Source organism: Pseudomonas sp. NPDC099000 (genome assembly GCF_044759925.1).
Classification (GTDB): domain Bacteria; phylum Pseudomonadota; class Gammaproteobacteria; order Pseudomonadales; family Pseudomonadaceae; genus Aquipseudomonas.
On record NZ_JBIWAF010000014.1, the window covers coordinates 41,929 to 64,245 of the forward strand.

Annotated in this window: 25 protein-coding genes and 1 pseudogene; 15 read left to right on the forward strand and 11 right to left on the reverse strand. The window is 60.0% G+C overall.

The annotated features are described in order from the left end of the window. Nucleotides 1-55 precede the first annotated feature (55 nt). Nucleotides 56-853, forward strand: a complete 798-nt coding sequence (locus ACIQV9_RS17385; protein ID WP_403103790.1) for an acyl-CoA thioesterase — start codon at nt 56-58, stop codon at nt 851-853. Here the strand turns inward: ACIQV9_RS17385 and ACIQV9_RS17390 are convergent, their stop codons facing one another. The 3 genes from ACIQV9_RS17390 to ACIQV9_RS17400 form a co-directional block, all read right to left on the reverse strand. Beyond that, nucleotides 854-1,219 carry a terminase gene (locus tag ACIQV9_RS17390; RefSeq protein WP_403103793.1) on the reverse strand — a complete coding sequence of 122 codons (366 nt, stop codon included), beginning with the start codon at nt 1,217-1,219 and terminating at the stop codon, nt 854-856. 209 nt (nt 1,220-1,428) lie between these two features. Continuing rightward, entirely contained in the window at nt 1,429-2,910 is a 1,482-nt protein-coding gene (locus ACIQV9_RS17395) for a methyl-accepting chemotaxis protein (protein ID WP_403103796.1), read from the reverse strand. Nucleotides 2,911-3,117: 207 nt separating this feature from the next. Further along, nucleotides 3,118-3,927, reverse strand: a complete 810-nt coding sequence (locus ACIQV9_RS17400) for a TatD family hydrolase (RefSeq protein ID WP_403103799.1) — start codon at nt 3,925-3,927, stop codon at nt 3,118-3,120. Nucleotides 3,928-4,162: 235 nt separating this feature from the next. Here ACIQV9_RS17400 and ACIQV9_RS17405 point away from each other — a divergent pair, with 235 nt between their 5' ends. The 3 genes from ACIQV9_RS17405 (at nt 4,163) to ACIQV9_RS17415 (ending at nt 6,678) form a co-directional block, all read left to right on the forward strand. After that, on the forward strand, nt 4,163-5,584 hold the full coding sequence (locus ACIQV9_RS17405; RefSeq protein WP_403103802.1) for a transglycosylase SLT domain-containing protein: 1,422 nt from the start codon (nt 4,163-4,165) through the stop codon (nt 5,582-5,584). 103 nt (nt 5,585-5,687) lie between these two features. Next, complete coding sequence (locus ACIQV9_RS17410) at nt 5,688-6,122, forward strand: DoxX family protein (RefSeq protein WP_403103805.1); 435 nt, start codon at nt 5,688-5,690, stop codon at nt 6,120-6,122. Nucleotides 6,123-6,369: 247 nt separating this feature from the next. Continuing rightward, nucleotides 6,370-6,678, forward strand: coding sequence for a hypothetical protein (locus ACIQV9_RS17415; protein WP_010461613.1), 309 nt, complete (start codon nt 6,370-6,372; stop codon nt 6,676-6,678). 4 nt (nt 6,679-6,682) lie between these two features. Here the strand turns inward: ACIQV9_RS17415 and greB are convergent, their stop codons facing one another. The 3 genes from greB to ACIQV9_RS17430 are packed head-to-tail and all read right to left on the reverse strand — an operon-like array spanning nt 6,683 to nt 10,402. After that, nucleotides 6,683-7,180: a transcription elongation factor GreB gene (greB, locus tag ACIQV9_RS17420; protein WP_095196793.1), complete on the reverse strand. Its 498-nt coding sequence runs from the start codon at nt 7,178-7,180 to the stop codon at nt 6,683-6,685. A 34-nt stretch (nt 7,181-7,214) separates the two neighbouring features. Continuing rightward, nucleotides 7,215-9,719 carry an ABC transporter permease gene (locus tag ACIQV9_RS17425; RefSeq protein ID WP_403103810.1) on the reverse strand — a complete coding sequence of 835 codons (2,505 nt, stop codon included), beginning with the start codon at nt 9,717-9,719 and terminating at the stop codon, nt 7,215-7,217. Beyond that, on the reverse strand, nt 9,719-10,402 hold the full coding sequence (locus ACIQV9_RS17430; RefSeq protein ID WP_109633656.1) for an ABC transporter ATP-binding protein: 684 nt from the start codon (nt 10,400-10,402) through the stop codon (nt 9,719-9,721). The genes ACIQV9_RS17425 and ACIQV9_RS17430 overlap by 1 nt, the downstream gene beginning before the upstream one ends. A gap of 10 nt (nt 10,403-10,412) precedes the next feature. On the opposite strand from ACIQV9_RS17430, the gene ACIQV9_RS17435 reads away from it, so the two are divergent. From ACIQV9_RS17435 to ACIQV9_RS17445, 3 genes are all read left to right on the forward strand, one after another. Next, entirely contained in the window at nt 10,413-11,018 is a 606-nt protein-coding gene (locus tag ACIQV9_RS17435) for an arylesterase (RefSeq protein WP_403103814.1), read from the forward strand. A 56-nt stretch (nt 11,019-11,074) separates the two neighbouring features. Continuing rightward, nucleotides 11,075-11,368 carry a hypothetical protein gene (locus ACIQV9_RS17440; RefSeq protein ID WP_003226812.1) on the forward strand — a complete coding sequence of 98 codons (294 nt, stop codon included), beginning with the start codon at nt 11,075-11,077 and terminating at the stop codon, nt 11,366-11,368. A gap of 102 nt (nt 11,369-11,470) precedes the next feature. After that, nucleotides 11,471-12,442, forward strand: a complete 972-nt coding sequence (locus ACIQV9_RS17445; RefSeq protein ID WP_403103817.1) for a L,D-transpeptidase family protein — start codon at nt 11,471-11,473, stop codon at nt 12,440-12,442. A gap of 122 nt (nt 12,443-12,564) precedes the next feature. Here the strand turns inward: ACIQV9_RS17445 and ACIQV9_RS17450 are convergent. Continuing rightward, nucleotides 12,565-12,815 (reverse strand): annotated as a pseudogene (locus ACIQV9_RS17450) (Lpp/OprI family alanine-zipper lipoprotein). A 643-nt stretch (nt 12,816-13,458) separates the two neighbouring features. On the opposite strand from ACIQV9_RS17450, the gene ACIQV9_RS17455 reads away from it, so the two are divergent. Next, the gene (locus ACIQV9_RS17455) at nt 13,459-13,746 is read left to right on the forward strand and encodes a GNAT family N-acetyltransferase (RefSeq protein WP_109633645.1); all 288 of its coding nucleotides are present in this window, start codon (nt 13,459-13,461) and stop codon (nt 13,744-13,746) included. A gap of 65 nt (nt 13,747-13,811) precedes the next feature. On the opposite strand, the gene ACIQV9_RS17460 is transcribed toward ACIQV9_RS17455, so the two are convergent. Then, nucleotides 13,812-14,888 (reverse strand): 3-deoxy-7-phosphoheptulonate synthase, encoded by a 1,077-nt coding sequence (locus ACIQV9_RS17460; RefSeq protein WP_017339811.1) that lies wholly within the window; start codon nt 14,886-14,888, stop codon nt 13,812-13,814. Nucleotides 14,889-15,049: 161 nt separating this feature from the next. Beyond that, nucleotides 15,050-15,493: a PilZ domain-containing protein gene (locus ACIQV9_RS17465; protein WP_403103822.1), complete on the reverse strand. Its 444-nt coding sequence runs from the start codon at nt 15,491-15,493 to the stop codon at nt 15,050-15,052. Here ACIQV9_RS17465 and ACIQV9_RS17470 point away from each other — a divergent pair. The 5 genes from ACIQV9_RS17470 to cysB all read left to right on the forward strand — a co-directional run bounded on the left by ACIQV9_RS17470 (nt 15,492) and on the right by cysB (nt 19,449). Beyond that, nucleotides 15,492-15,878 (forward strand): thioredoxin family protein, encoded by a 387-nt coding sequence (locus ACIQV9_RS17470; protein WP_403103825.1) that lies wholly within the window; start codon nt 15,492-15,494, stop codon nt 15,876-15,878. The genes ACIQV9_RS17465 and ACIQV9_RS17470 overlap by 2 nt on opposite strands. Next, nucleotides 15,875-16,831, forward strand: a complete 957-nt coding sequence (locus ACIQV9_RS17475) for a putative 2-dehydropantoate 2-reductase (protein WP_403103828.1) — start codon at nt 15,875-15,877, stop codon at nt 16,829-16,831. The genes ACIQV9_RS17470 and ACIQV9_RS17475 overlap by 4 nt, the downstream gene beginning before the upstream one ends. A gap of 25 nt (nt 16,832-16,856) precedes the next feature. Beyond that, complete coding sequence (locus ACIQV9_RS17480; protein ID WP_403103831.1) at nt 16,857-17,762, forward strand: 5'-nucleotidase; 906 nt, start codon at nt 16,857-16,859, stop codon at nt 17,760-17,762. A 94-nt stretch (nt 17,763-17,856) separates the two neighbouring features. Then, entirely contained in the window at nt 17,857-18,360 is a 504-nt protein-coding gene (locus tag ACIQV9_RS17485) for a universal stress protein (protein ID WP_403103834.1), read from the forward strand. 114 nt (nt 18,361-18,474) lie between these two features. Next, nucleotides 18,475-19,449 (forward strand): HTH-type transcriptional regulator CysB, encoded by a 975-nt coding sequence (gene cysB, locus ACIQV9_RS17490; protein WP_008148549.1) that lies wholly within the window; start codon nt 18,475-18,477, stop codon nt 19,447-19,449. A 6-nt stretch (nt 19,450-19,455) separates the two neighbouring features. Here the strand turns inward: cysB and ACIQV9_RS17495 are convergent, their stop codons facing one another. After that, nucleotides 19,456-19,938, reverse strand: coding sequence for a GreA/GreB family elongation factor (locus ACIQV9_RS17495; protein WP_403103838.1), 483 nt, complete (start codon nt 19,936-19,938; stop codon nt 19,456-19,458). Between the two features lie 2 nt (nt 19,939-19,940). Further along, the gene (locus ACIQV9_RS17500) at nt 19,941-20,351 is read right to left on the reverse strand and encodes a hypothetical protein (protein ID WP_403103841.1); all 411 of its coding nucleotides are present in this window, start codon (nt 20,349-20,351) and stop codon (nt 19,941-19,943) included. 124 nt (nt 20,352-20,475) lie between these two features. Here ACIQV9_RS17500 and earP point away from each other — a divergent pair, with 124 nt between their 5' ends. Beyond that, a complete protein-coding gene (gene earP / locus ACIQV9_RS17505; RefSeq protein ID WP_403103844.1) occupies nt 20,476-21,633 on the forward strand; it encodes an elongation factor P maturation arginine rhamnosyltransferase EarP in 1,158 nt (385 codons plus the stop codon). A gap of 48 nt (nt 21,634-21,681) precedes the next feature. After that, nucleotides 21,682-22,251: an elongation factor P gene (locus ACIQV9_RS17510; RefSeq protein WP_028619992.1), complete on the forward strand. Its 570-nt coding sequence runs from the start codon at nt 21,682-21,684 to the stop codon at nt 22,249-22,251. Nucleotides 22,252-22,317: the final 66 nt, after the last annotated feature.

A 22,317-nucleotide genomic window follows, 5' to 3' on the forward strand; every position in this document is an offset into this window, starting at 1 on the left:
CGCACCCGTCAGCTGGTTAAGATCACAACAACTTTTTCTATCTGCGAGGACTTCCATGCGCTTTTCCGATCTGCTCGACGCCGTCCGCAGCCAGCCGCTGGAGCTGTCTATCCCGGCCGAATGGGCTCAGGGGCGAGCCAGTTTTGGTGGCTTGGTGGCCGCGTTGCAATACGAAGCCATGCGCGCAAAAGTCCCGGCGGATCGACCGGTTCGTTCGCTGGCGATCACCTTTGTCGGGCCGGTCGAACCCGAAGTGCCGGTCAGTTTTGAGGTCGATGTGCTGCGTGAAGGCAAAGCCGTCAGCCAGGTGCTGGGCCGGGCGATGCAGAAGGGCCAAGTGGTGACGTTGATCCAGGGCAGCTTCGGTGCCTCGCGACCTTCCGAAGTCGCGGTCGCGGCCGAGCCTGCACCTGAAATGAAACACTGGGACGATTGCCAGGAATTGCCGTACATCAAAGGCGTACTACCGGAATTCATGCAGCATCTGGCGATGCGCTGGAGTGTCGGCGGTCTGCCGTTCACCGGCAACAAATCCCGCGAGATGGGCGGCTGGGTGCGTTTGCGTGGGGATGTGAAGGAAGAGGCGCTCGGCGAGTCGCATATTCTGGCGCTGGTGGACGCCTGGCCACCGGCCCTGTTGCCGCACCTGAACAAACCCGCGATGGGCAGCACGCTGACCTGGACCATCGAATTCGTCCAGCCGTTGCTCGAGTTGAGCACGCTGGACTGGTGCAAATACCTGGTTGAAATCGAGCATGGTGCCGACGGTTACGGTCACGCGGCCGCGAAACTGTGGAGCGCGGACGGTCAGTTGATTGCCATGAGCCGGCAGACGGTGACGATTTTCGCCTGATCAGTGACGACGGTGGCGCTCACGCCAGGCGCGCCACCAGCCGCCGCTGAGGAAGAACCGGGGAAAGGTCAGGAACTGCTCGACCAGCAAACGCGACAGCGCATCTTTACGATCATTGAACGGCTCGGAGGTTTGCGCCTCCAGGGTGTGGCCGTGGCGCTGCAAGCCCAACGCGGCGATCACGCCAATGACACCGATGGCGAAGTTCACTAAGTTCAGGCCGAACACCCCGGAAACAATCAGCAAAAACGCCACGATAAACAGCGGCACGGCAATCAGGTGCAGCACCAGATTGGTCGGGTGCTGGTGATTGCCCGGGTAGGCGCGCCATTGCCAGGCGGGTAGGTTGGGGTGACGTTTGCCCATGATGCTAATCCTCGATCCATGTTGAACACATGATTGAAGAATAGGCTTGGCTAATGCCGGCGGCGAATCGAGGTTGAATATCGAAGTGATAGCGGTCATGGTCAGGATTGATGTTGACCGGTATGACGCCTTCGCGGGCAAGCCTCGCTCCTACAGGGAATTGCGCGCTCTTGATGTTGTAGGAGCGAGGCTTGCCCGCGAAGGGGCCCTCAAAGCTTGAGCTGCCCGATCGCCTTGTTCAATTCCCCAGCCAACGCTGCCAATTCATTACTGGTCGTCGCCGAATCCACCGTCTGCTGCACCGTGTTCTCGGTCACATCCCGAATACTCACCACCGCCCGATTCATCTCTTCCGCGACCTGGCTCTGCTGCTCGGCCGCCACCGCAATCTGCGTATTGCTTTCGCGCATCTGCGCCACCGCGCTGGTGATTTGCGCCAGGGCGACGCCAGCCTCTTGGGCCTGTTGCACGCAATCGTCGGCCTTGAACGAGCTTTCCTGCATGAAGTCCACCGCGTCCCGAGTCCCGGCCTGCAACGCGGAGACCATGATCGTGATCTCGTCGGTCGAGGTTTGCACGCGCTTGGCCAGGTTGCGCACTTCATCGGCGACCACCGCAAAGCCGCGGCCCATTTCGCCGGCCCGGGCCGCTTCGATCGCGGCATTCAGGGCCAGCAGATTGGTCTGCTCGGCAATGCTGTGAATCACGCCGACCACGCCGTTGATTTTCTGGCTGTCCTCGGCCAGGCGCTGGATCATCTCGGCCGTCTGCTGCACACCGCTGGACAACCCGGCGATGGATTTCTGCACCCGACTGACCACTTCCTGCCCGCTGCCGGCCAGGGTATCAGCGGTCTGCGAGAGGTCGCGGGTCGCGCCGGCGTGCTGGGCGATGTGATAGACGGTGGCGGTCATTTCGTTGATCGCCGTGGCGGCCTGATCGGTTTCGCTTTGCTGGCCGAGCATGCCGTGACGCACCTCGTTCATGCTCGAGGCCAGTCGCGCCGCGCCGACATCCAGTTGCCGGGCGGTGCTGGCGACGGTGTTGACCACTCGCTGGTAACCGGCTTGCATCGCGTTGAAGGCATTGGCCATCTGCCCGACTTCGTCCTTGCAGGCCAGCGGCACACGGGCTGACAGGTCGCCGGTTTTCTCGACGTGGAGCATCACGTCTTTCAGGGTGTTGAGTTGACTCAGCAGGAAGCGGATCAACAACTGCGAAGCCCCAAGCATCGCCAGCATCAGGATGAACACTGCCACCGCGTAATTGGCGAAGCGTTCGCCGAACACCTGGCTCAGGCTCGGGCCATGGGCGATCACCGCGACCTGCTGACCGTCGGGGCGAGAGAACACCTCGGCGCCCATCAACGGGTTATCGCCGAACAGTGGTAGGACGTTGATTTCGACCCAGCCATGGGCATCGGCCAGTTCCAGCACCGACTGCTCGTTCAGCAGCGGGGCCTGCCCGCGACTGAAGGTCAGCAGATTATCGGTCTTGGGCAGCGGTTGTCCGGCAGGCCAGGCATTGAGCAAGCGAGCCTGCGCCTGAGCCGACACTTGAGAGGCGTGGCTGCGGGCCTGTTGTTCGAGCTGCACGGCGTACAGCACCAGCAAGAGCGTGGTAAAGAAGGCGACCGCATTGACCGCCCAGAATTTGTATTTCAGCGAGATGTTGCTAAGCCAGGCACCCATGGAGGTCTTCTCTGATAGCGGAAACAGCATTGGCAAGGTGCCAGCATTGTGCCGCTATGCAGGGATTCTGGACTTGATGTGGATCAATGATCATCACAAGTCCCCTGTAGGAGCGAGCCTGCTCGCGATAGCGTCGGCACATCCAACATTGATGTGACTGACAGAGCGCTATCGCGAGCAGGCTCGCTCCTACAAGGGGATTTGCGGTTACTGGGGGATTGAGGGCAGGCCGTAGAACGTGCGAGCGCAGGCGGTGGTGTGGGCGGCCAGATCCTCTTCCGTTTCCCCCCGATGCAACGCCACTTCGCGCAGCACTTCCGTCAAATACGCCGGTTCATTGCGACCGTTCTTCGGCTTGGGCCGCAAGCTGCGTGGCAACAGATACGGCGCATCGCTCTCCAGCATCAAGCGACCGCGCTTGATCTCTTTGACTAACGGATGCAAATGCGTGCCCCGGCGCTCGTCGCAGATCCAGCCGGTGATGCCGATGTGCAAATCCAGATCGAGGTAGCTGAACAGCGCCTTCTTTTCCCCGGTGAAGCAATGCACCACCGCGGCGGGCAGCTGATCACGGTAATCACGGAGGATTTCCAGCAGTCGCTGACTGGCATCGCGCTCGTGGAGGAACACCGGCAATTGCAGATCGACCGCCATCGCCAAGTGCTCTTCGAGAACTTTTTCCTGCTGGGGGCGCGGCGAGAAATCGCGATTGAAATCCAGCCCGCATTCACCCACGGCCACCACGTTGGGTTCCTTGAGCAAACTGCGCAGGCGCTGGTCGCTGTCGGCGTTCCAATCGCTGGCCGAATGAGGGTGAATGCCCGCGGTGGCGAACAGCCGCTGAGCTGTTTCGTCCAGTTGCCGGCACAGTTCCAGCGCCTGCTCGCTGCCTTCGACACTGGTGCCGGTCAGGACCAATTGGCAGACCCCCGCGGCATACGCGCGATCAAGTACGGCCTGGTGTTTATCCGCAAAACTGGGGTTGGTCAGGTTGACGCCGATATCGATGAGTTGCATGGTGCTACCTCGGACCAAAGGCCGGAAAGCATATCAGAGCTGTAGATTTATAAGAAAAGCCAAGAACTACAAAGAGTTAAAGCTGTCTCTTGATGCCGCGAGACACGCAGGGGTGGCCAAGGTGCCATCACTGTGCCAGTCTTTCGCACTTTGTCAGCGCTCAAGGCGCTCTGTTTCTGTTGCTCGATTTCATGAACATTCGTGAGGTCGGCCCAGTATTCTTTCCGGAGAGTGGATGACACGTCCCTCGATGTTGTTACTGCTGTGCTGTTCGTTGCTGCTGCCGATGCCGGCGGTCGCGCGTCTGGCCGGCCCGCTGCAAGCCGTGCCGGCGGCCAAGGTCCGTGACCTGGCGGAGATCCGCAGCAGTCGTGTGCTGCGGGTACTGGTCAACCAGAGTCGTAACAGCTCCGGCGAAGTCCAGGGCCAGGCCATCGGCGTCGAGTACCACCGCTTGCGTGCCTTCGAGCAATACCTCAACGGTCACGCCCGGGACGGTCAGGAAATCACCCTCAAGATCATTCCCAAAGGCAAGGATCAACTGCTCGGTGCCTTGCAGCGCGGGGAAGGTGACCTGGTGGCGCCGGGGGAACTGCTCGATTTGCAACCGGGCCATGCGGTCAGCAGCAGCGAACCGATTGCCAGCAACATCCCGTTGGTGCTGGTGGGCATCAAGGGTGAACGCCGTTACACCCGCGTCGAACAACTCTCGGGTAAAACCCTGGCGCTGCCCACCGGCAGTGCGGCCGGGGATGCGGTCAGTCAGATCAATTCAAAACTCGCATTGCACAAATTGGCGCCGGTGAAAATCGAATGGGTCGACCCCAGTCTGGCGGTCGAAGACGTTCTGGAAATGGTCCAGGGCGGGATCTTTCACCTGACCATCGTCGAGCAACCGATTGCCGAGCGCTGGGGCAAGATCCTGACCAAATTACGTTTCGATAAGCAGGTGCCGATTAGCGAGCCGGGCGAGGAGTTCTGGTTCGTGCGCCGCGACGCCTCGATGTTGCGCGCGAGTATCGATCGCTTCCTGACGACCTACAAGAAACCGTCGGACCAGGACGTGGCGTTCCTGCGCATCTATCGACGTCTGTATCAAGTGCACTATCCATTGGCCAAGGCTGATCGGCAGCGTCTGGAAAAACTTCGCCCGGTGCTGCAAAAGCACGCGGATGCCCAAGGCATGGACTGGCTGAACCTGGCGGCATTGGCCTTCAAGGAGTCTGCCCTGCAACCCAACGCCCGCAGCGGCAGCGGCCCCACTGGCCTGATGCAAATCACCCCATCCGCCGCCCAGCGCGTCGGGGTCAACAACATTCAGAACCTCGATGCCAATGTGCAGGCTGGGGCCAAGTACCTGGCGATGATCCGACGCAAGTTCTTCGCAAGCCCCAAACTCAACGAGCGCGAGCGCATGGCGTTCGTGCTGGCGGCCTATAACATGGGGCCGGAACGGGTGCAGGGCATGCGCGCCGAAGCCCGGCGCCGAGGCCTCAATCCCAATCAGTGGTTCTTCCAGGTCGAGCGCATCGCCATGGAGCAGGTGGGAATGGGCGCCGTCAGCTATGTTAATAGCGTGAACAAGTATTACCTGGCGTTCGATCGTGAAAGGGAATCGTTGGAGCCCCAGGGGCAGAAAGTTGCCTCGCGGAAATGATCGACTAAACTGATTGTTATGTCGCAAAAATTGCGCTTTTAACATTTGGTTTATCGATTAATATGGCGGCCAACCAACACACAATCACAATGGATGACACAGCATGAGCACACTGATCAACAAGGTACTGTTTACCCGCGCGGGCTACGGCTTGACCGTTCTGCGGATCTTCGTCGGCATCATCTTCGCTGCTCACGGTGCGCAGAAACTTTTCGGCATGTTCGGTGGTTACGGCATTGCCGGCACTGCGCAGTACATGGAAAGCCTGGGTCTGGCACCGGGTCACCTGATGGCGATCCTGTCCGGTGGTACCGAGTTCTTCGGCGGTCTGGCCCTGATCATCGGTCTGTTGGCCCGCCCGGCAGCACTGGGTCTGACCTTCCTTTCGCTGGTCGCCATTTTCACCGTGCACATCAGCCACGGTCTGTTCATGACCAACAACGGTTATGAATTCGCCCTGGCCTTGCTCGGCGGCAGCATCGCGGTACTGATCGAGGGTGCCGGCAAACTGTCGGTAGACCGCGCGATCGCTGACTGACCGCTCTGGCTCAACGAAAAGGCCCGCTTGCGCGGGCCTTTTTTGTTGCGCGTCATTCTTGACACTGTCCGGTCAGCTTCTCTAGGATGCTGCTCATGCGCCGATTTAAACAGCTACTTGCGGGGCGCCAGGTGACTCATTCAGTTGCCGATAGAAGCTTGAAACAGGCTTCGAAATACCGCTAAAGCGCTGGTTCGGTGTTGCCTCTCACCTGCCATGCAGACTTTTGAGGCAGAGACACGACCCAATGAATGCACTAAGCCCCGTTGTACGCCCCGCGCCGATCACGGCACACCTCACCCAGCGCAATCCAAAAATCCTGCTTGGCGGAAAACATCAGCCGACGCTCCTGCGTTATCTCGATGGATGGCCACGTCGTACCGGCGGCCCCGCAGCGTTCCTGATCCAGTTTGTCGAGGACGGTGAATCACTGGCGCGATTTGCCAGCGACAGTTTTGATCTGGCGGTGATTCAATCGCCCAGCGTCGAAGAGGCGCCAGAGGTGATCAGGCAACTGACCCGGGTAGCCCGGCAAGGTTTGATCACGCGCCGCTGAAGCTTTAGAGATACTCGATCGCCACGATATACACGCACTGTTCACCAGTGGGTGTCTGGACCCGAACCTCGGCGTCCAGCGCCTTGCCGATCAACGCGCGGGCGAGCGGCGAGTCGATGCTGATCAGGCCCTGCTTCAAGTCCAGCTCATCCGGTCCGACGATGCGGTAGCGTGACTCTTTACCGTCTTCATCTTCTATGGTGACCCAGGCGCCGAAGTAGACTTTGTTCGGGTCGCTGGGCTTCTCGCTGACAACCTTCAGTGCTTCGAGACGCTTGGTGAGAAAGCGCACGCGACTGTCGATTTCGCGCAGCATCTTTTTGCCGTAGGTGTACTCGGCGTTTTCCGAACGATCACCCTGTGCCGCCGCCTCGCTGACAGATTGCGTCACCTGAGGCCGACGGACATGCCAGAGCTCATGAAACTCGGCCCGCATCCGCGCTTCACCTTCGGGGGTGATCAGCGCGGTGCCAGCGGTGCGGGGAGGGCGATAACGGCTCATGGCAACTTCTTGTGATGGAAAGGCCTTGAGTCTATCAACCCTCGCGCAACACTGTCAGGGGGCTGGCGTTCAACGCACGACGGGTACCGAATACACCGGCGCCGCCGATCAGCACCGCGCCAATCAACGGCAACACCAACAGCCACGGATGCGGATGCCACGGCAGGTCGAAGGCGAAGCGGTAAAGCACCAGGCTCACCAGTTCCGAACCCAACGCCGCCAACAACCCGCTGACCGCGCCGAGCAAGCCAAACTCGATCCGCCGTGCCTTGACCAGCAACTGCCGTTCGGCCCCCAGCGCGCGCAGCAACGCACCCTGGCGAATGCGTTCATCGAGGGTTGCCTGCAAGCCCGAGAACAACACCGCCATCCCCGCCGCCAAGACAAACAGCAGCACGTATTCCACGGCCAGGGTGACTTGGGAGAGGATGCTGCGCAGCTGCTCCAGCAAGGCTTCGACTTGCAAAATGGTCACCGCCGGGAAGGACCGGGACAGGTCGACAATCTGCTGATCGTGACCCGCCGCCAGATAGAAACTGGTCAGGTAGGTCGCAGGCAAATCCTTCAACGTCCCAGGCTGGAAAATCATGAAGAAGTTCGGCTGGAAGTTGTCCCAGTTGATCTCCCGCAGGCTGGTGACTTTCGCTTCGCGATTGGCCCCGCCGACGGTAAAGACCATGTGATCGCCGAGCTTGAGCTTCAGGCTTTCGGCAACCTTGCCTTCCACCGACACGCCGGGAATCTCATCGGCTGGCTGTTCGCTCCACCAGTTGCCCGCCGTCAGTTTGTTGCCCGCCGGCAGGTCCGCCGCCCAGGTCAGGCTAAGGTCGCGCTGGATCGCCCGGTCACCCGCCGAATCCTTGCTGACAATTTCCTGCACCGGCTCGCCGTTAATGCTGATCAGTCGTCCGGGCACTACGGGGTACAGCGGCGCCGATTGGGCTGACAGTTCGATCAGGCGATCGGTGAAAGCCTGTTTGTCGGCGGGAAGGATGTTCAGGGCGAAATAGTTCGGCGCGTTTTTCGGCAACTGGTTCTGCCAGGTATCCAGCAACTCGCCCCGCAGCAATGCGATCAATGCCATGGACAACAGGATCAAACCGAAGGCCAGGGCTTGCCCCGCTGCCGCCAGCGGATGACGCAGCAGTTGGCCCAGCCCAAGGCGCCAGGGCAAGGAGGCGCGTGCCAGCATCCGACGCAGGCTTTTGAGCAGCAGCAACAGCAGGCCGCCGAGGATAACCGCCGCGATCACGCCACCGCCGAGCAGGGCGAAGGTCAGCATTAGATCGAGGCTCAGGCGCCACATGATCAGGCCGAGGGCGCCCAGCGCGGCGCCATAGACCATCCACGTGCTGGAAGGAATCGGCAGCATGTCCCGACGCAGTACCCGCAGCGGCGGCACTCGACCGAGTGCAGCCAGTGGCGGCAAGGCAAAACCGGCCAAGGCCACCAGCCCGGTGCCGATCCCTGCAATGGCGGGAAACAGACCGCCCGGTGGTACGTCGGTCGGCAACAAATCATGCAGCAACGCGAACAATCCAAGTTGTGCGAGCCAGCCGAGGAGGGCGCCGCCGAGGCTGGCGAGCAGGCCGAGTACCGTCAGCTGCAAACTGAACAGCACCATGGTTTCCCGACGCGACAGGCCCAGGCAACGCAGCAGGGCACTGGCATCGAAGCGGCGGGTGGCGAAGCGGGTCGCCGACAGCGCCACGGCCACGCCGGACAGCAGAACCGCCACCAGACTGGCCATGTTCAAGTAACGCTCGGCCTTGCCCAGCGCGCCGCCGATCTGCCGGTTGCCGTCGCGAGCATCCTGTATGCGCTGGTTGGCGGCCAGGCCGGGTTTGATCAGTTGACGATAGGTTTCCAGCGCTTCGGCTTTGCCGCGCCAGAGTTCGCGGTAACTGACCCGGCTGCCGGGTTGCACCACGCCGGTCGCGGCGAGGTCGCTGAGGTTGATCAGCACCCGCGGCGTCAGGCTGTAGAAATTGCCGGCACGGTCCGGTTCGTAGGTCAGGACGCGCGCCAGTTTCAGGGTGCGCAGGCCGACATCGATGCTGTCGCCGATTTTCAGATCGAGCGCGGTCAGCAGCCGTGCTTCGACCCAGGCCTCGCCGGGTTTCGGTCCGCCACCGGCTTCTTCCGGGGCGAAGGGGGCCGGGGCGCTTTTCAGTTCGCCGCGCAGCGGATAAACGTCGTCGGCGGCCTTGATGCTGGACAGTTGAATGCCGTTGTCGGTGGCGATGACACTGGAGAACTCCACCACTTGAGCGTGTTCGAGTCCCAGCTCCGTACCACTTCTGATCTGTTCGGGGCGCGCCGGTGAACTGCCTTCTAGCAACAGGTCGGCACCGAGAAACTCGGTGGCGCGCAGCATCATGGCGCCGTTCAGGCGGGCACCGAAGTAACCGATGGCGGTACTTGCTGCCACGGCCACCACCAGGGCGAAGAACAACACGCGCAACTCACCGGCGCGGGCGTCGCGCAGGAGTTGACGAATGGCGAGACTGAACAGGCGCAACAGCGGCAAGCGTGCCATCAAGGCTCCAGAGGGGCGACCAGCAGGCCGGCTTCAAGGCGGATCAGGCGCCGGCAACGATGTGCCAGGCGTTCGTCGTGGGTCACCAGCACCAAGGTCGTGCCGCGTTCCTGGTTGAGTTCGAACAACAGGTCACTGATGCGCTCGCCGGTATGGCTGTCGAGGTTACCGGTGGGTTCGTCGGCGAACAGCACATCGGGTTCAGCGGCAAACGCACGGGCAATCGCCACGCGTTGCTGTTCGCCGCCGGAGAGCTGGCGCGGCGAGTGGGTCAGGCGCTGGCCCAGGCCGACGCGCTGGAGCAACTGAGTGGCACGTTCGCGGGCGTCTTTGCGGCCGTCGAGTTCCAGCGGCAGCATGACGTTTTCCAGCGCGTTGAGGCTGTCCAGCAGTTGAAACGACTGAAACACAAACCCGACATGCTCGGCCCGAATGCGCGCGCGCTGGTCTTCGTCGAGATTGCTCAGGCCCTGGCCGGCGAGGGTGACTTCACCGCTGCTCGGCAGGTCGAGGCCGGCGAGCAGGCCGAGGAGGGTGGATTTGCCGGAACCGGAGGCGCCGACGATGGCCAGGCTGTCGCCCTTGTTCAGTTCCAGGCTGAGTTCGTGCAGGATAGTCAGTTCACCTTCCGCGCTGGGAACCACTTTGCTGAGGTTCTTCGCGGTGAGAATGCTTGCGCCCATGGAGAATCCGATGCGTGTGTGGTTTTTGAGTGCTGGCCTGGCCTTGATGTGCATGGCCCAGAACGCAGCGGCGGGTACTGTCCTGATCGTTGGCGATAGTATCAGCGCCGGTTTCGGCCTGGATACCCGCTTGGGGTGGGTGTCGCTGCTTGAGCAACGGCTCAAGCGCGAAGGTTTCGACGATAAGGTGGTCAACGCCTCCATCAGCGGCGACACCAGTGCCGGAGGCCAGGCGCGCCTGCCTGCGCTGCTTGCAGAGCATAAGCCTGAGCTGGTGATCCTCGAGTTGGGTGGCAACGACGGGTTGCGCGGAATGCCCCCCGCTAATTTGCAACAAAACCTTGCGTCGATGATCGACAGCTCCAGAGACAGTGGCGCCAAGGTGCTTTTGCTCGGCATGCAGCTGCCTCCCAACTATGGCGTTCGTTATACCGAGGCCTTCGCGAAGGTCTACAGCACGCTGGCCAGCGAGAAAAACATCCCGCTGGTGCCGTTTTTTCTCGACGGCGTGGGTGGTCATCCGGACCTGATGCAGGCCGACGGATTGCACCCGGCTGCGGGCGCTCAGGACAAGTTGCTGGAAAATGTCTGGCCGACACTGAAACCGCTGCTTTGACGCTTTTCTAGTGGCGGTGTTTCGGCTAAGGTGGCGCCCCCGATTTGGAGCCCCCGATGCCGCGTCCTGCCTGGTCCCTTTTTGCCTACCAACTGATCGAGCCTGACGAACAGCTGGATCTGTTTGCCTGCCAGGAAGTGCGGGTACATCTGGTGACCCGTCAACTGGAGTTGGGCGGCTCGGCGGATCGAACCTTGTGCGGCAGCCTGCTGCCGGCGCAACCGCGCTGGTCGAGCGTCGATCGCCGAGTTTTCCAGGACCAGCGCCTGTGCTCGCTGTGTCGCGCCATCCTCGAATCGCAGAAACGTGGCACGTCGCCGATCTGGCCAGAGCTGCGGTTCGAGCTGTAAAGCGTCAAAGATAGCTTGCTATCGGCCAACTCCCCGAAGTTCCGGATGCCGGTGTACAATCCCGTTTTTATACCCTTGTCGATCATGCGAAGGATTTTCCGGATGTTGCCGCGCTTTCCTGCCGTCACCCGCTACCTGTCTCTCGCCGCCCTCTGTGTGGCGGGTCCCGTAGCAGCATTGGAGCTGCCCCTGCCACCACCCGGTGAAGACATCATCGGTCAGGTCCAGGTGATCAAGGCCAAGTACGAAGACACCTTCGCCGACCTTGGCACCACCTACGATCTGGGCTATTCGGAAATGGTCGCGGCCAACCCGGGCGTCGATCCATGGTTGCCAGGCGCTGGCACCGAAGTGGTGCTGCCGACACGCTTCATCCTGCCGCCGGGCCCGCGGGAAGGCATCGTCATCAACCTGGCCGAGTACCGCCTCTATTACTTCCCGAAAGGCCGGAACGTGGTGTACACCTTCCCGCTGGGTATCGGCCGTGAAGGCTGGGGCTCGCCGATTGCCCACACCAGCATTATCGCCAAGACGCCGAACCCGACCTGGACCCCTCCAGCGTCGATCAAGGCCGAACACGCTGCCGATGGCGATCCGCTGCCGAACGTGGTGCCGGCCGGCCCTGACAACCCGCTGGGGCCGTTCAAGTTCACCCTCGGCACGCCGGGCTACCTGATCCACGGTTCGAACAAGAAGTTCGGCATCGGCATGCGCACCAGTCATGGTTGCTTCCGCATGTTCAATAACAACGTGCTGGAAATGGCGGGCATGGTGCCGGTAGGGACGTCGGTGCGCATTATCAGCGACCCGTACAAGTTTGGCGTCAGTGGGGGCAAGGTGTATCTGGAAGCGCACACTCCGCTGGACGACAAAGGCAACCCTTCTGTGGTCGACAAACACACTGCGGTGATCAATGCGATGCTCAAGCGTGAGGACATCACCAATAACCTGCGCATGAACTGGGATGTGGTCCGTGACGTGGTTGCCGCTGAAGATGGCCTGCCGGTGGAAATCGGAGTGCCGAACACTTCCGCGTCGATGGTGACGAGTGCGCCGATCGACCCGCTGCAGTAAAGCCTGAAAAGAACCCGCCGACACGGGCTGCGTCGGCGGGTTTTTTATTGCCGGCAGGAAGCACCGGGCAAAAAAAAGCCGACCCATAAATGGGTCGGCTTGATAACAACCCCGAAGGATTATTACTTGCGGCTAGCTTTGTCCAGCATGCGCAGAGCACGCTCGTTAGCTTCGTCAGCAGTCTGTTGTGCTTTTTGAGCAGCAGCCAGAGCTTCATCAGCTTACGGTAAGCTTCGTCTGCACGAGCCTGGGAGCGAGCAGCTGCGTCTTCAGTAGCGGTCAGACGTGCTTCGGTTTCTTTCGATACGCTGCTGCAACCGGTAGCCAGAACTGCGGCCAGAGCCAGAGCAGAGAATTTCAGAACGTTGTTCATCGTGTTCCCCTTCAAGGACTTTCTATTAAGTAGCTGTCTCCTCAGAGTGAGGAAATAGCCGGCGTACATACTACCCATTACTTCTAGTAAGTAAACTGACGTGTAGCAAGAAGCAAAAAAAATTGTAGGCGTTGATTCTTTTTCGAGCAACTTTTAACTGCATTGTTTAAAAAATATCCAGCTGGGAAGCCCGAGATGAGCGAGCCGCCGAAAAAAAGTTCCGTGCACTCACCGCTGTTTTTCTCGTTCTTGGCTAAAGTCTGTCTACATGGATTCGTCCATACTTTTGTTCGGATTTTGCGCGGTGGCTCTCATAATCTTTATCCATCTTGATGGTGACTTTAAGAGGGCGCGTTCGTCTTAAGTCTCAACATCCGGCAATGTTCAGGCTATCGACCCGCGGATATCTCCGGTCGAGCCGTCCCTGTGTCACCCGAAGCAGCACCCGTCACCTGAGCGCGATGACGAGCGTACCTTGAGCATTTTCTGCCAATGGTGCCTACTATTTGATACGTGCTCGGTTGCGCGAGATCGGTGCAGCTCTTCTCGGTGTCCATTCAGGCACGGGGTGGCGTAGATGTTCCTTCGCCGGAAAAACATCGGTAAGGTAGGGGTCAGAATTCCAGACCCGCGAGGAGTAGTGATGAGCGAGGCGTTGTCCATCCACCATGACCAGGCTGGTCATCAGTTCGAGACCAGTGTGGACGGTCATCGTGCCTACCTGACCTATATGGATCTGGGGAAACAGACCCTGGATATCTATCGCACCTTCGTGCCCAACGCATTGCGGGGTCGCGGCATCGCGGCCGCATTGACCGAACAGGCGCTGCAGTACGCTGAAGAAATGGGTTACACCGTCATTCCATCGTGCTCTTACGTCGAGCGCTACATGGAGCGCCACCAGCGGCATGCCGCCAAGCTGAGCCAGTAACCTCAAAATACGAACACAAAAAACGCCGGGTTCAGCCCGGCGTTTTTGTGTGCGGCGAAACGTGATCAGGTGCGAGCGCGTTTGGGCAGCACATCCTTGAGCTTGGCGTGCATGCTGCGCAAGGTGTTTTCGGTAGCGGACCAGTCGATGCAGGCATCGGTGATCGACACGCCGTATTGCAGGTCGGCGAGGTCTTTCGGGATGGCCTGGCAGCCCCAGTTCAGGTGACTTTCGACCATCAGGCCGATGATCGACTGGTTGCCTTCGAGGATCTGGTTGGCGACGTTCTCCATCACCAGCGGTTGCAGGGCCGGGTCCTTGTTGGAGTTGGCGTGGCTGCAATCGACCATGATGTTCGGCTTGATCTTCGCCTTGTTCAGCGCTTGCTCGCAGAGTGCGACGCTGACCGAATCATAGTTCGGCTTGCCGTTGCCGCCGCGTAGTACGACGTGACCGTAGGCGTTGCCCTTGGTGGTGACGATCGACACGCCACCTTCCTGATTGATACCCAGGAAACGGTGCGGGCTGGAAACCGACTGCAGGGCGTTGATCGCCACCGTCAGGCCGCCATCGGTGCCGTTCTTGAAGCCGACGGCCGAAGACAGGCCGGACGCCATTTCACGGTGAGTCTGGGATTCGGTGGTGCGCGCGCCGATGGCCGACCAGCTGATCAGGTCCTGCAAGTATTGCGGGGAGATCGGGTCGAGGGCTTCGGTGGCGGTCGGCAGGCCCATCTCGGCCAGGTCCAGCAGCAACTGACGACCGATGTGCAGACCGTCCTGGATTTTGAAGGAGTCATCCAGGTACGGGTCGTTGATCAAGCCTTTCCAGCCGACGGTGGTGCGTGGCTTCTCGAAATACACGCGCATGACCAGATACAGGGTATCGGACACTTCCGCAGCGAGCACTTTCAGGCGCTCGGCGTATTCGTGGGCCGCCTTGATGTCGTGGATCGAGCAAGGCCCGATGACGACGAACAGGCGGTGGTCGGTGCCATCAAGAATGTTGCGAATGACTTCGCGGCCCTTGGTGACGGTGCGCAGGGCAGCGTCGCTCAGAGGGATATCACGCTTGAGCTGATCGGGAGTGATCAGGGTCTCGTTGGAGGCGACGTTTAGGTCGTTGATCGGTAAATCAGCCATCGTTTACTCGTCAGGTCACGGGTGCCGGCCGCCAGCGAACCCGCGCGGCGGAGCACAGCAAATTAAGCGCGTCGGGGAGCCGAACCTTAGCGCGTTACGCGCCTGCTCGACAATGGGCAGACAGCGGTTTTGGGGGCATTCTCACTAATTGAGAGCGGCGCCTAACCCAGCGCAGGCTGTGCAAATGCCTTGCGAACCGTATCGTGGGAGAACTCGTCGGCATGCTGCTGGACCCAGACGAGGGCCAGGGCTTGAACATCTTGCAGGTCCTCGTGTGCGTCACGCAGTCGGCAATACCGTTCGATCTGGCAGACCTGCTCGCCCATTCGCGCACTGAACAGCATCTGTTCATCGACGAAGGCAATGCCCACCAGATAGCCGTGTTTGCGTCGCAGGCACCAGGCGACATAGCCCAGATAACGTAAATCGGGATTCAAGGTGGGCATGCGCACTTCCAGCGCTGTACCGTGGCGCCAGGCGCGGTGGTAATTGCAAGCCATGCCGCCGAGGCTGATAGTGTGCAGCCGTTGTCGCGAAATGCACTCATGCTTGAGCAACGTTAACTCGACGGGCACATCGTCAGGGTGAGGTAGAAAACGTCCCATGAACACAAACTCCATGTGTCGGCCATTTGACATTGTTTCCCCCAGTATAGTGGTCGAATTGGAACTGACCGATTTCGACGCCGACCAACGGCTGCTGGCGATGAGCGGTGTGTCGCTGGTGATTTTCACCAGTGTCGGCTGCGCCAGTTGCCGGTTTGCCCGTGAGCAACTACCGGGACTCGATCTGGCGATCGACCGGCTGTGCTGGATCGATGCCGGGGACAATGGCGGGCTGGTCGAGCGTTATCAGGTGTTTCATTTGCCGGCGCTGTTTGTGGTGCGCGACGGCGAGTTCTTCGGGTCAGTACAGTCGCGCCTGACCAGCACCGGGCTCAATGAAACCGTGCGCCAGGCGCTCAGTCGCAATGCAGAGGAGTTGCCATGATGGAGGCAGTTGCCAAACCGACCATCGGTATTATCGGAACCGGCGCGATCGGCGGGTTCTACGGGGTGATGCTGGCGCGAGCCGGTTTCGATGTGCACTTTTTGTTGCGCAGTGAATTTGCAGCGGTCGCCGAACGCGGGCTGCAAGTCGACAGTGCGGTGCACGGTGCGCTGACATTGAATCCGGTCCAGGCCTATTCGTCGGCCGAAGACATGCCGCCTTGCGACTGGCTGCTGGTCGGTGCGAAAACCACCAGCAACGCAGACTTGGCGCCCGCCATCCTTCAAGCCGCCGCGCCGAATGCCAAAGTCTTGCTCCTGCAAAATGGCCTGGATGTCGAAGACAGTCTGCGAGCCTTGCTCCCGGATACTCTGCATCTGCTCGGCGGGCTCTGCCTGATTTGCGTCCATCGCACCGGTCCGGGGGCGATCACTCATCAGGCCCTTGGCGCAGTGAATGTCGGCTACCACAGTGGCCCCGCCACCGATGAACAGGCGCGCATGGCGATTGTCGAGGAGGGCGCCGGGTTGTTCCGCAGCGCCGGCATCGACTCCCAGGCCATGCCGAACCTGCATCAGGCGCGCTGGCAGAAACTGGTCTGGAATATCCCTTACAACGGCCTGTCAGTACTGCTTGGCGCGGGCACCACGCCGTTGATGGCCGATGCCGACAGCCGGGAACTGATCAAGGCCTTGATGGCCGAAGTGGTTCAGGGCGCCAAGGCTTGCGGTCACGAAATGCCGGCCGGTTACGCGGACTTTCTGTTCATGATGACCGAGAAAATGCCTGACTATTGGCCGAGCATGTACCACGATTTCCTGCACAAACGACCGCTGGAACTACAGGCGATTTATGCGCGACCGCTGGCGACGGCAAAAGCGGCGGGGTGTGAATTGCCGCGAATCGAAGCCTTGTATCGCAGCTTGAGTTTTATCGATCGGCGCAACACGTGAGTCGATCAACCTGAGGGGGAAGGGCATGGCAAAGACTATCGACGACAAACTGGTGCTGGCGATTTCGTCGCGAGCGCTGTTCGACCTGAGCGAAAGTCACAAGGTCTATCTGTCGAGCGGCGTCGAGGCCTACCGGCAATATCAGATTGAACACGAAGACGAAATCCTCGCGCCCGGTGATGCGTTTCCGTTGGTGCAAAAACTCCTCAATCTAAACGCCAGCCTCGGTCGGGCCCGGGTCGAGGTGATCCTGGTGTCGCGCAACAGCGCCGACACCGGCCTGCGCGTATTCAACTCGATTGATCATTATGGCCTGGCGATTTCCCGTGCGGCGTTTGTCGGTGGGCGCAGCCCTTATCCGTACCTCAAGGCCTTTGGCTGCGACCTGTTTCTCTCCACCCATGCCGAAGACGTGCGCAGCGCGCTGGACGCCGGGTTCGCCGCGGCGACCATTTTGTCGGGTGGTGCCAGCCGTGCGGCCAGTGATGAATTGCGCATTGCTTTCGACGGTGACGCGGTGCTGTTTTCCGACGAGTCTGAGCGGATCTATCAGTCCGGTGGCCTGGAAGCGTTTCAGGCCAGCGAGCGGGAATCGGCCCGCGAGCCCTTGCGCGGAGGGCCGTTCAAAGGCTTCCTCGCCGCCCTCAATCTGTTGCAACGCGAGTTTCCCGATGACGCCTGTCCGATCCGCACCGCCCTGGTGACAGCACGGTCGGCGCCAGCCCATGAGCGGGTGATCCGCACCTTGCGCGAGTGGGACATCCGTCTGGACGAGTCGCTGTTTCTGGGCGGGCTGACCAAGTCGGCGTTTCTCGAAGCGTTTGCCGCCGATGTGTTTTTCGACGACCAGGCCGGCCATTGCGAGCTGGCCCGCGAAGTGGTCGCCACCGGTCACGTGCCCCACGGCATAAGCAACGAGCAAAAAGTTTAAGCCGCCGTTCAACGCGTTACACCGAACGTCGTACTCGCCAAGGCACTGCTAAGCTGAATCAAATCTCCGCCATGTTGGCACGCGAGGAGGTCATATGATTCATTCGATGCTGTATGCCACTGACCTCGGGCTGTATGCACCGTTGGTGATGCAGCATGCCTTGGCGCTGGCGCGGACATTCAATGCCGACTTGTATGTGGTGCATGCGGTTGAGCCCATGGGTTTGTTTGCCGAATCGGTGTTGCAGAGTTACCTCGATGAGCAGGCCTTGAACGAGTTTCACAGTCAGGGCTTGAGCACGGTGATCGCCAATATCGAGCAGCGGGTGCTCGACAGCTTTCGTGAAGAATTGGGGGATGAAGGGGAGCAGGATCTGGAGCGGATCAAAGCGGTGCGGGTGCTGCAGGGTGACCCATCGCAGGTGATTCTCGACCAGGCGCAGAAACTCTCTGTGGATTTGTTGATCGTAGGTAGTCACAGCCATGGCGCAGGTGCGGAAACACCTCTGGGCCGCACCGCTGCGCGGGTGTTGCAACTGGCTCGTGTGCCGGTTTATCTGGTGCCGCTGGTTGAGCGTCGTCGCCAAGGGGATCGCTAGAGCAAGAATAGTGGCAATTTGACAAAAAAGTTCTAGATTTATTCTTCAAACCATTAATATAGTTATATACCGTCGCTGATGCCCGTGGCGTCTACCTTGCTTTGAGGGATTCATATGAAGCTTCAACAATTGCGCTACATCTGGGAAGTGGCGCACCACGACCTCAACGTTTCCGCTACAGCCCAAAGCCTTTACACCTCGCAACCGGGCATCAGCAAGCAGATCCGTCTGCTGGAAGACGAATTGGGCGTCGAGGTCTTTGCTCGCAGCGGCAAGCACCTGACCCGCGTCACCCCGGCCGGCGAGCGCATCATCACCACCGCCGGCGAGATCCTGCGCAAGGTTGAAAGCATCAAGCAGATCGCCCAGGAATTCTCCAACGAGAAGAAAGGCACCCTGTCGATCGCCACCACGCACACTCAGGCACGTTATGCCTTGCCGCCGGTGATCAGCAATTTCATCAAGCAATACCCGGACGTTGCCCTGCACATGCACCAGGGCTCGCCGATGCAAATCGCTGAAATGGCCGCTGACGGCACCGTGGATTTCGCCATTGCCACCGAAGCCCTGGAACTGTTCGGTGACCTGGTGATGATGCCGTGCTACCGCTGGAACCGCTGCGTGGTCGTGCCTCAGGGCCACCCGCTGACCAAGCTGTCGAAGCTGACCCTGGAAGCCCTGGCCGAATACCCGATCGTGACGTACGTGTTCGGTTTCACCGGCCGTTCGAAACTTGACGAAGCCTTCAGCCATCGCGGCCTGACGCCGAAAGTGGTGTTCACTGCGGCCGACGCCGACGTGATCAAGACTTACGTTCGCCTGGGTCTGGGCGTGGGCATCGTGGCGAAAATGGCAGTCGATGCCAAACTCGACAGCGACCTGGTCATGCTCGATGCCAGCGACTTGTTCGAATCCAGCATCACCAAAATCGGTTTCCGTCGTGGCACCTTCCTGCGTGGCTTCATGTGCGACTTCATCGAGAAGTTCGCGCCACACCTGACCCGCGAAGTCATGGCCAAGGCCATTCAGTGCCACAACAAGCAGGAACTGGAAGAGCTGTTCGACGGCGTCGAACTGCCGGTCCACTGATCCCTTTTAAGTGACCTCGGTAACAGCAAACTGTTGCCGAGCGCCCGCCACCTGAATCTCCACCTCGTCCCCTTCGAACTTGCCCAGCAGGCTTTTGCCCAGCGGTGAGCGAGGGGTGATAACGGTGATCATTTGCCCCACCATATCGACTTTCAGACCCGCCGCGTCAGGGGCCAGAAACAGCCACTGCTCACGACCCTTTTCGTCTTCCAGGCCGAGCAGGGCGCCGACTTCGATCCCCCGTTGTTCGTCATAAGGACGCAAGGTCAGGTTCTGGCAAAGCGTGAGTGACTGCCTGATTTCTTCTACACGCCTGGCCTGTCCGGCCGCCAGATAAGACGCCTCCAGCCCCAATGTGTCGTATTTGTTTTCGGCGATATTTTCTTCGTGGGTCGCGGTTTCGTAAGCGGTTTGCGCGGCACGCTCGGCGATGTCGAGATCGATTCGAAGCTTGTCGAGAATCAATTGGTGGACGGTTTGCTTATTCATGGTCAGTCGCAGAATTGCAGGACGTTGGCGCGGCTTTTTTCGCTCGGCGCGCTCTGGTCCTGCTGCAGCCAGAACTGGCATTTCGGATTGGACAGGTTGCGGCGGGTGCTGCGGGCCTGATCCATTCGTTGCTGCTGCTCGTTCTTGCGCAGGTTATCTTCGTACTGTTCGAACAGCGGGCTTTGCGGCGGGATGTCCGGCACCGGTTGCACCACCACCGGCGGCTTGGCCAGTTGCTCTACCGCGGCTGCGACCGGCGCGAGTTGCTCGCTGAACAGCAGGCGCGAGGCGAGCCAGCAGGTCAGCGCGATCGCGAGGAATCCAAGCCACAGACCGAGGGCAATGCTGCCGGTCAATTGCAGCGCATTGAGCTGAATCGGCAACGGGCGGCGTGGGTTGGGACGGTAGGGCATGGCTGCCTCCTGGCGGGTGGTCGCGGGCGAATGGCGATTGTCGCACGAAGATTAATCGCCGTCGGCTCTTCTGCGCGAGGTAATTTATGCGGACAATCGGCGCCTTTGCCAACGGGAGCCTGGAATGCCTGAAATGCCTCAAGTGAAAAACCGCTGGCGCTGGGATATTTTTTGCACCGTGGTCGACAACTTTGGCGACATCGGCGTGACCTGGCGCCTGGCCCGACAGCTGGTGGCCGAGCATGCCGTGTCGGTGCGCTTGTGGGTCGATGACTTGCGGGCCTTCGAACGTATCTGTCCTGAAATCGACATACACGCTTTGCAGCAATGGCAGCAGGGTGTCGAGGTGCGTCAGTGGCCCACCGAATGGCAACCCGCTGAAGCCGCCGATGTCGTGATCGCCGCGTTCGCCTGCCAGTTGCCGAGCCCGTACATGGACGCCATGGCTTCGCGGGAAAAGCCGCCGCTGTGGATGAACCTCGACTATCTAAGCGCCGAAGACTGGGTGATCGGCTGTCACGGTTTGCCGTCGGTGAAGTACAAGACCGTGCAGAAGTACTTCTTCTTTCCGGGGTTTCAGAAAGGCACGGGTGGCTTGCTGCGAGAAAGCGGATTGCTTGAACGTCGCAGGCAGTTTCAGCAAAGCCCCGAGGCACAGCGAGAATTCCTGCAAGACCTGGGGATTGATCGCGCACCGAACGCCCAACTGATCTCACTGTTCGCGTATGAAAATAGTGGCTTGGCCAGTTGGCTGGACACGATGGCCGCCGATTCGATCCCCACGCATCTGCTGGTGCCCGAAAGCCGGATTCTCGGGGATGTCGAACGCTGGCTGGGTGTTGATCAACTGGCGCCTGGCGCGGTGCATGTGCGCGGTGAGTTGACCGTGCAAGTCCTGCCGTTCGTCCGACAGGATCAATACGACCACCTGCTCTGGTGCTGCGATTTCAACGCCGTACGCGGCGAGGATTCCTTTGTCCGCGCGCAATGGGCAGGGCGGCCGCTGCTCTGGCACATCTATCAGCAGGACGAAGATATCCACCTGGACAAGCTCGACGCCTTCCTGACTCTTTACACGAAAGGCCTGTCCGAGCCTGCCCGCGAGGCGATCAGCGGTCTTTGGCGGGCGTGGAATGCAGGTCATGATATGTCCGACCACTGGCTGACCACCCGTAAACACTGGCCGGAGCTGCAAAAACACGCTGAGGCGTGGTGTCTGGAACAGGCCTTGCAGGCCGATCTTGCCGCAGCGCTGGTACAGTTTTACCTAAATTGGATATGATACGCGGCCTAGATTTTTGTAAATCCCATCCAAATTCGGATATTCGCAATGAAAACTGGTAAAGAACTGAAACCCGGTACCGTGATCCGTCTCGAAAACGATCCTTGGCTGGTTCAGAAAGCTGAATTCACCAAATCCGGTCGTAACAGCGCGATCATGAAGACCAAGCTGAAAAACCTGCTGACCGGTTACAAGACCGAGATCGTTTACAGCGCCGATGACAAACTGGACGACGTAATCCTCGACCGCAAAGAAGCGACCCTGTCGTTCATCAGCGGCGACACCTACACGTTCATGGACACCACCGACTACACCATGTACGAGCTGAACGCTGAAGACATCGAAGCCGTTCTGCCTTTCGTTGAAGAAGGCATGACCGATGTTTGCGAAGCGATCTTCTTCGAAGAGCGTCTGGTTTCCGTAGAACTGCCGACCACCATCGTGCGCGTAGTTGACTACACCGAAGGTTCGGCTCGCGGCGACACTTCCGGCAAGGTGATGAAGCCTGCCAAGCTGAGCAACGGCACTGAGCTGCAAGTTGCTGACTTCATCGAAATCGGTGACAAGATCGAGATCGATACCCGCGAAGGCGGTTCCTACAAAGGCCGTGCTAAGTAAGCACCGCTTGAGGAATGAAAAAGCCCGACCATTGAGTCGGGCTTTTTTGTGTCTGAAACACACTGC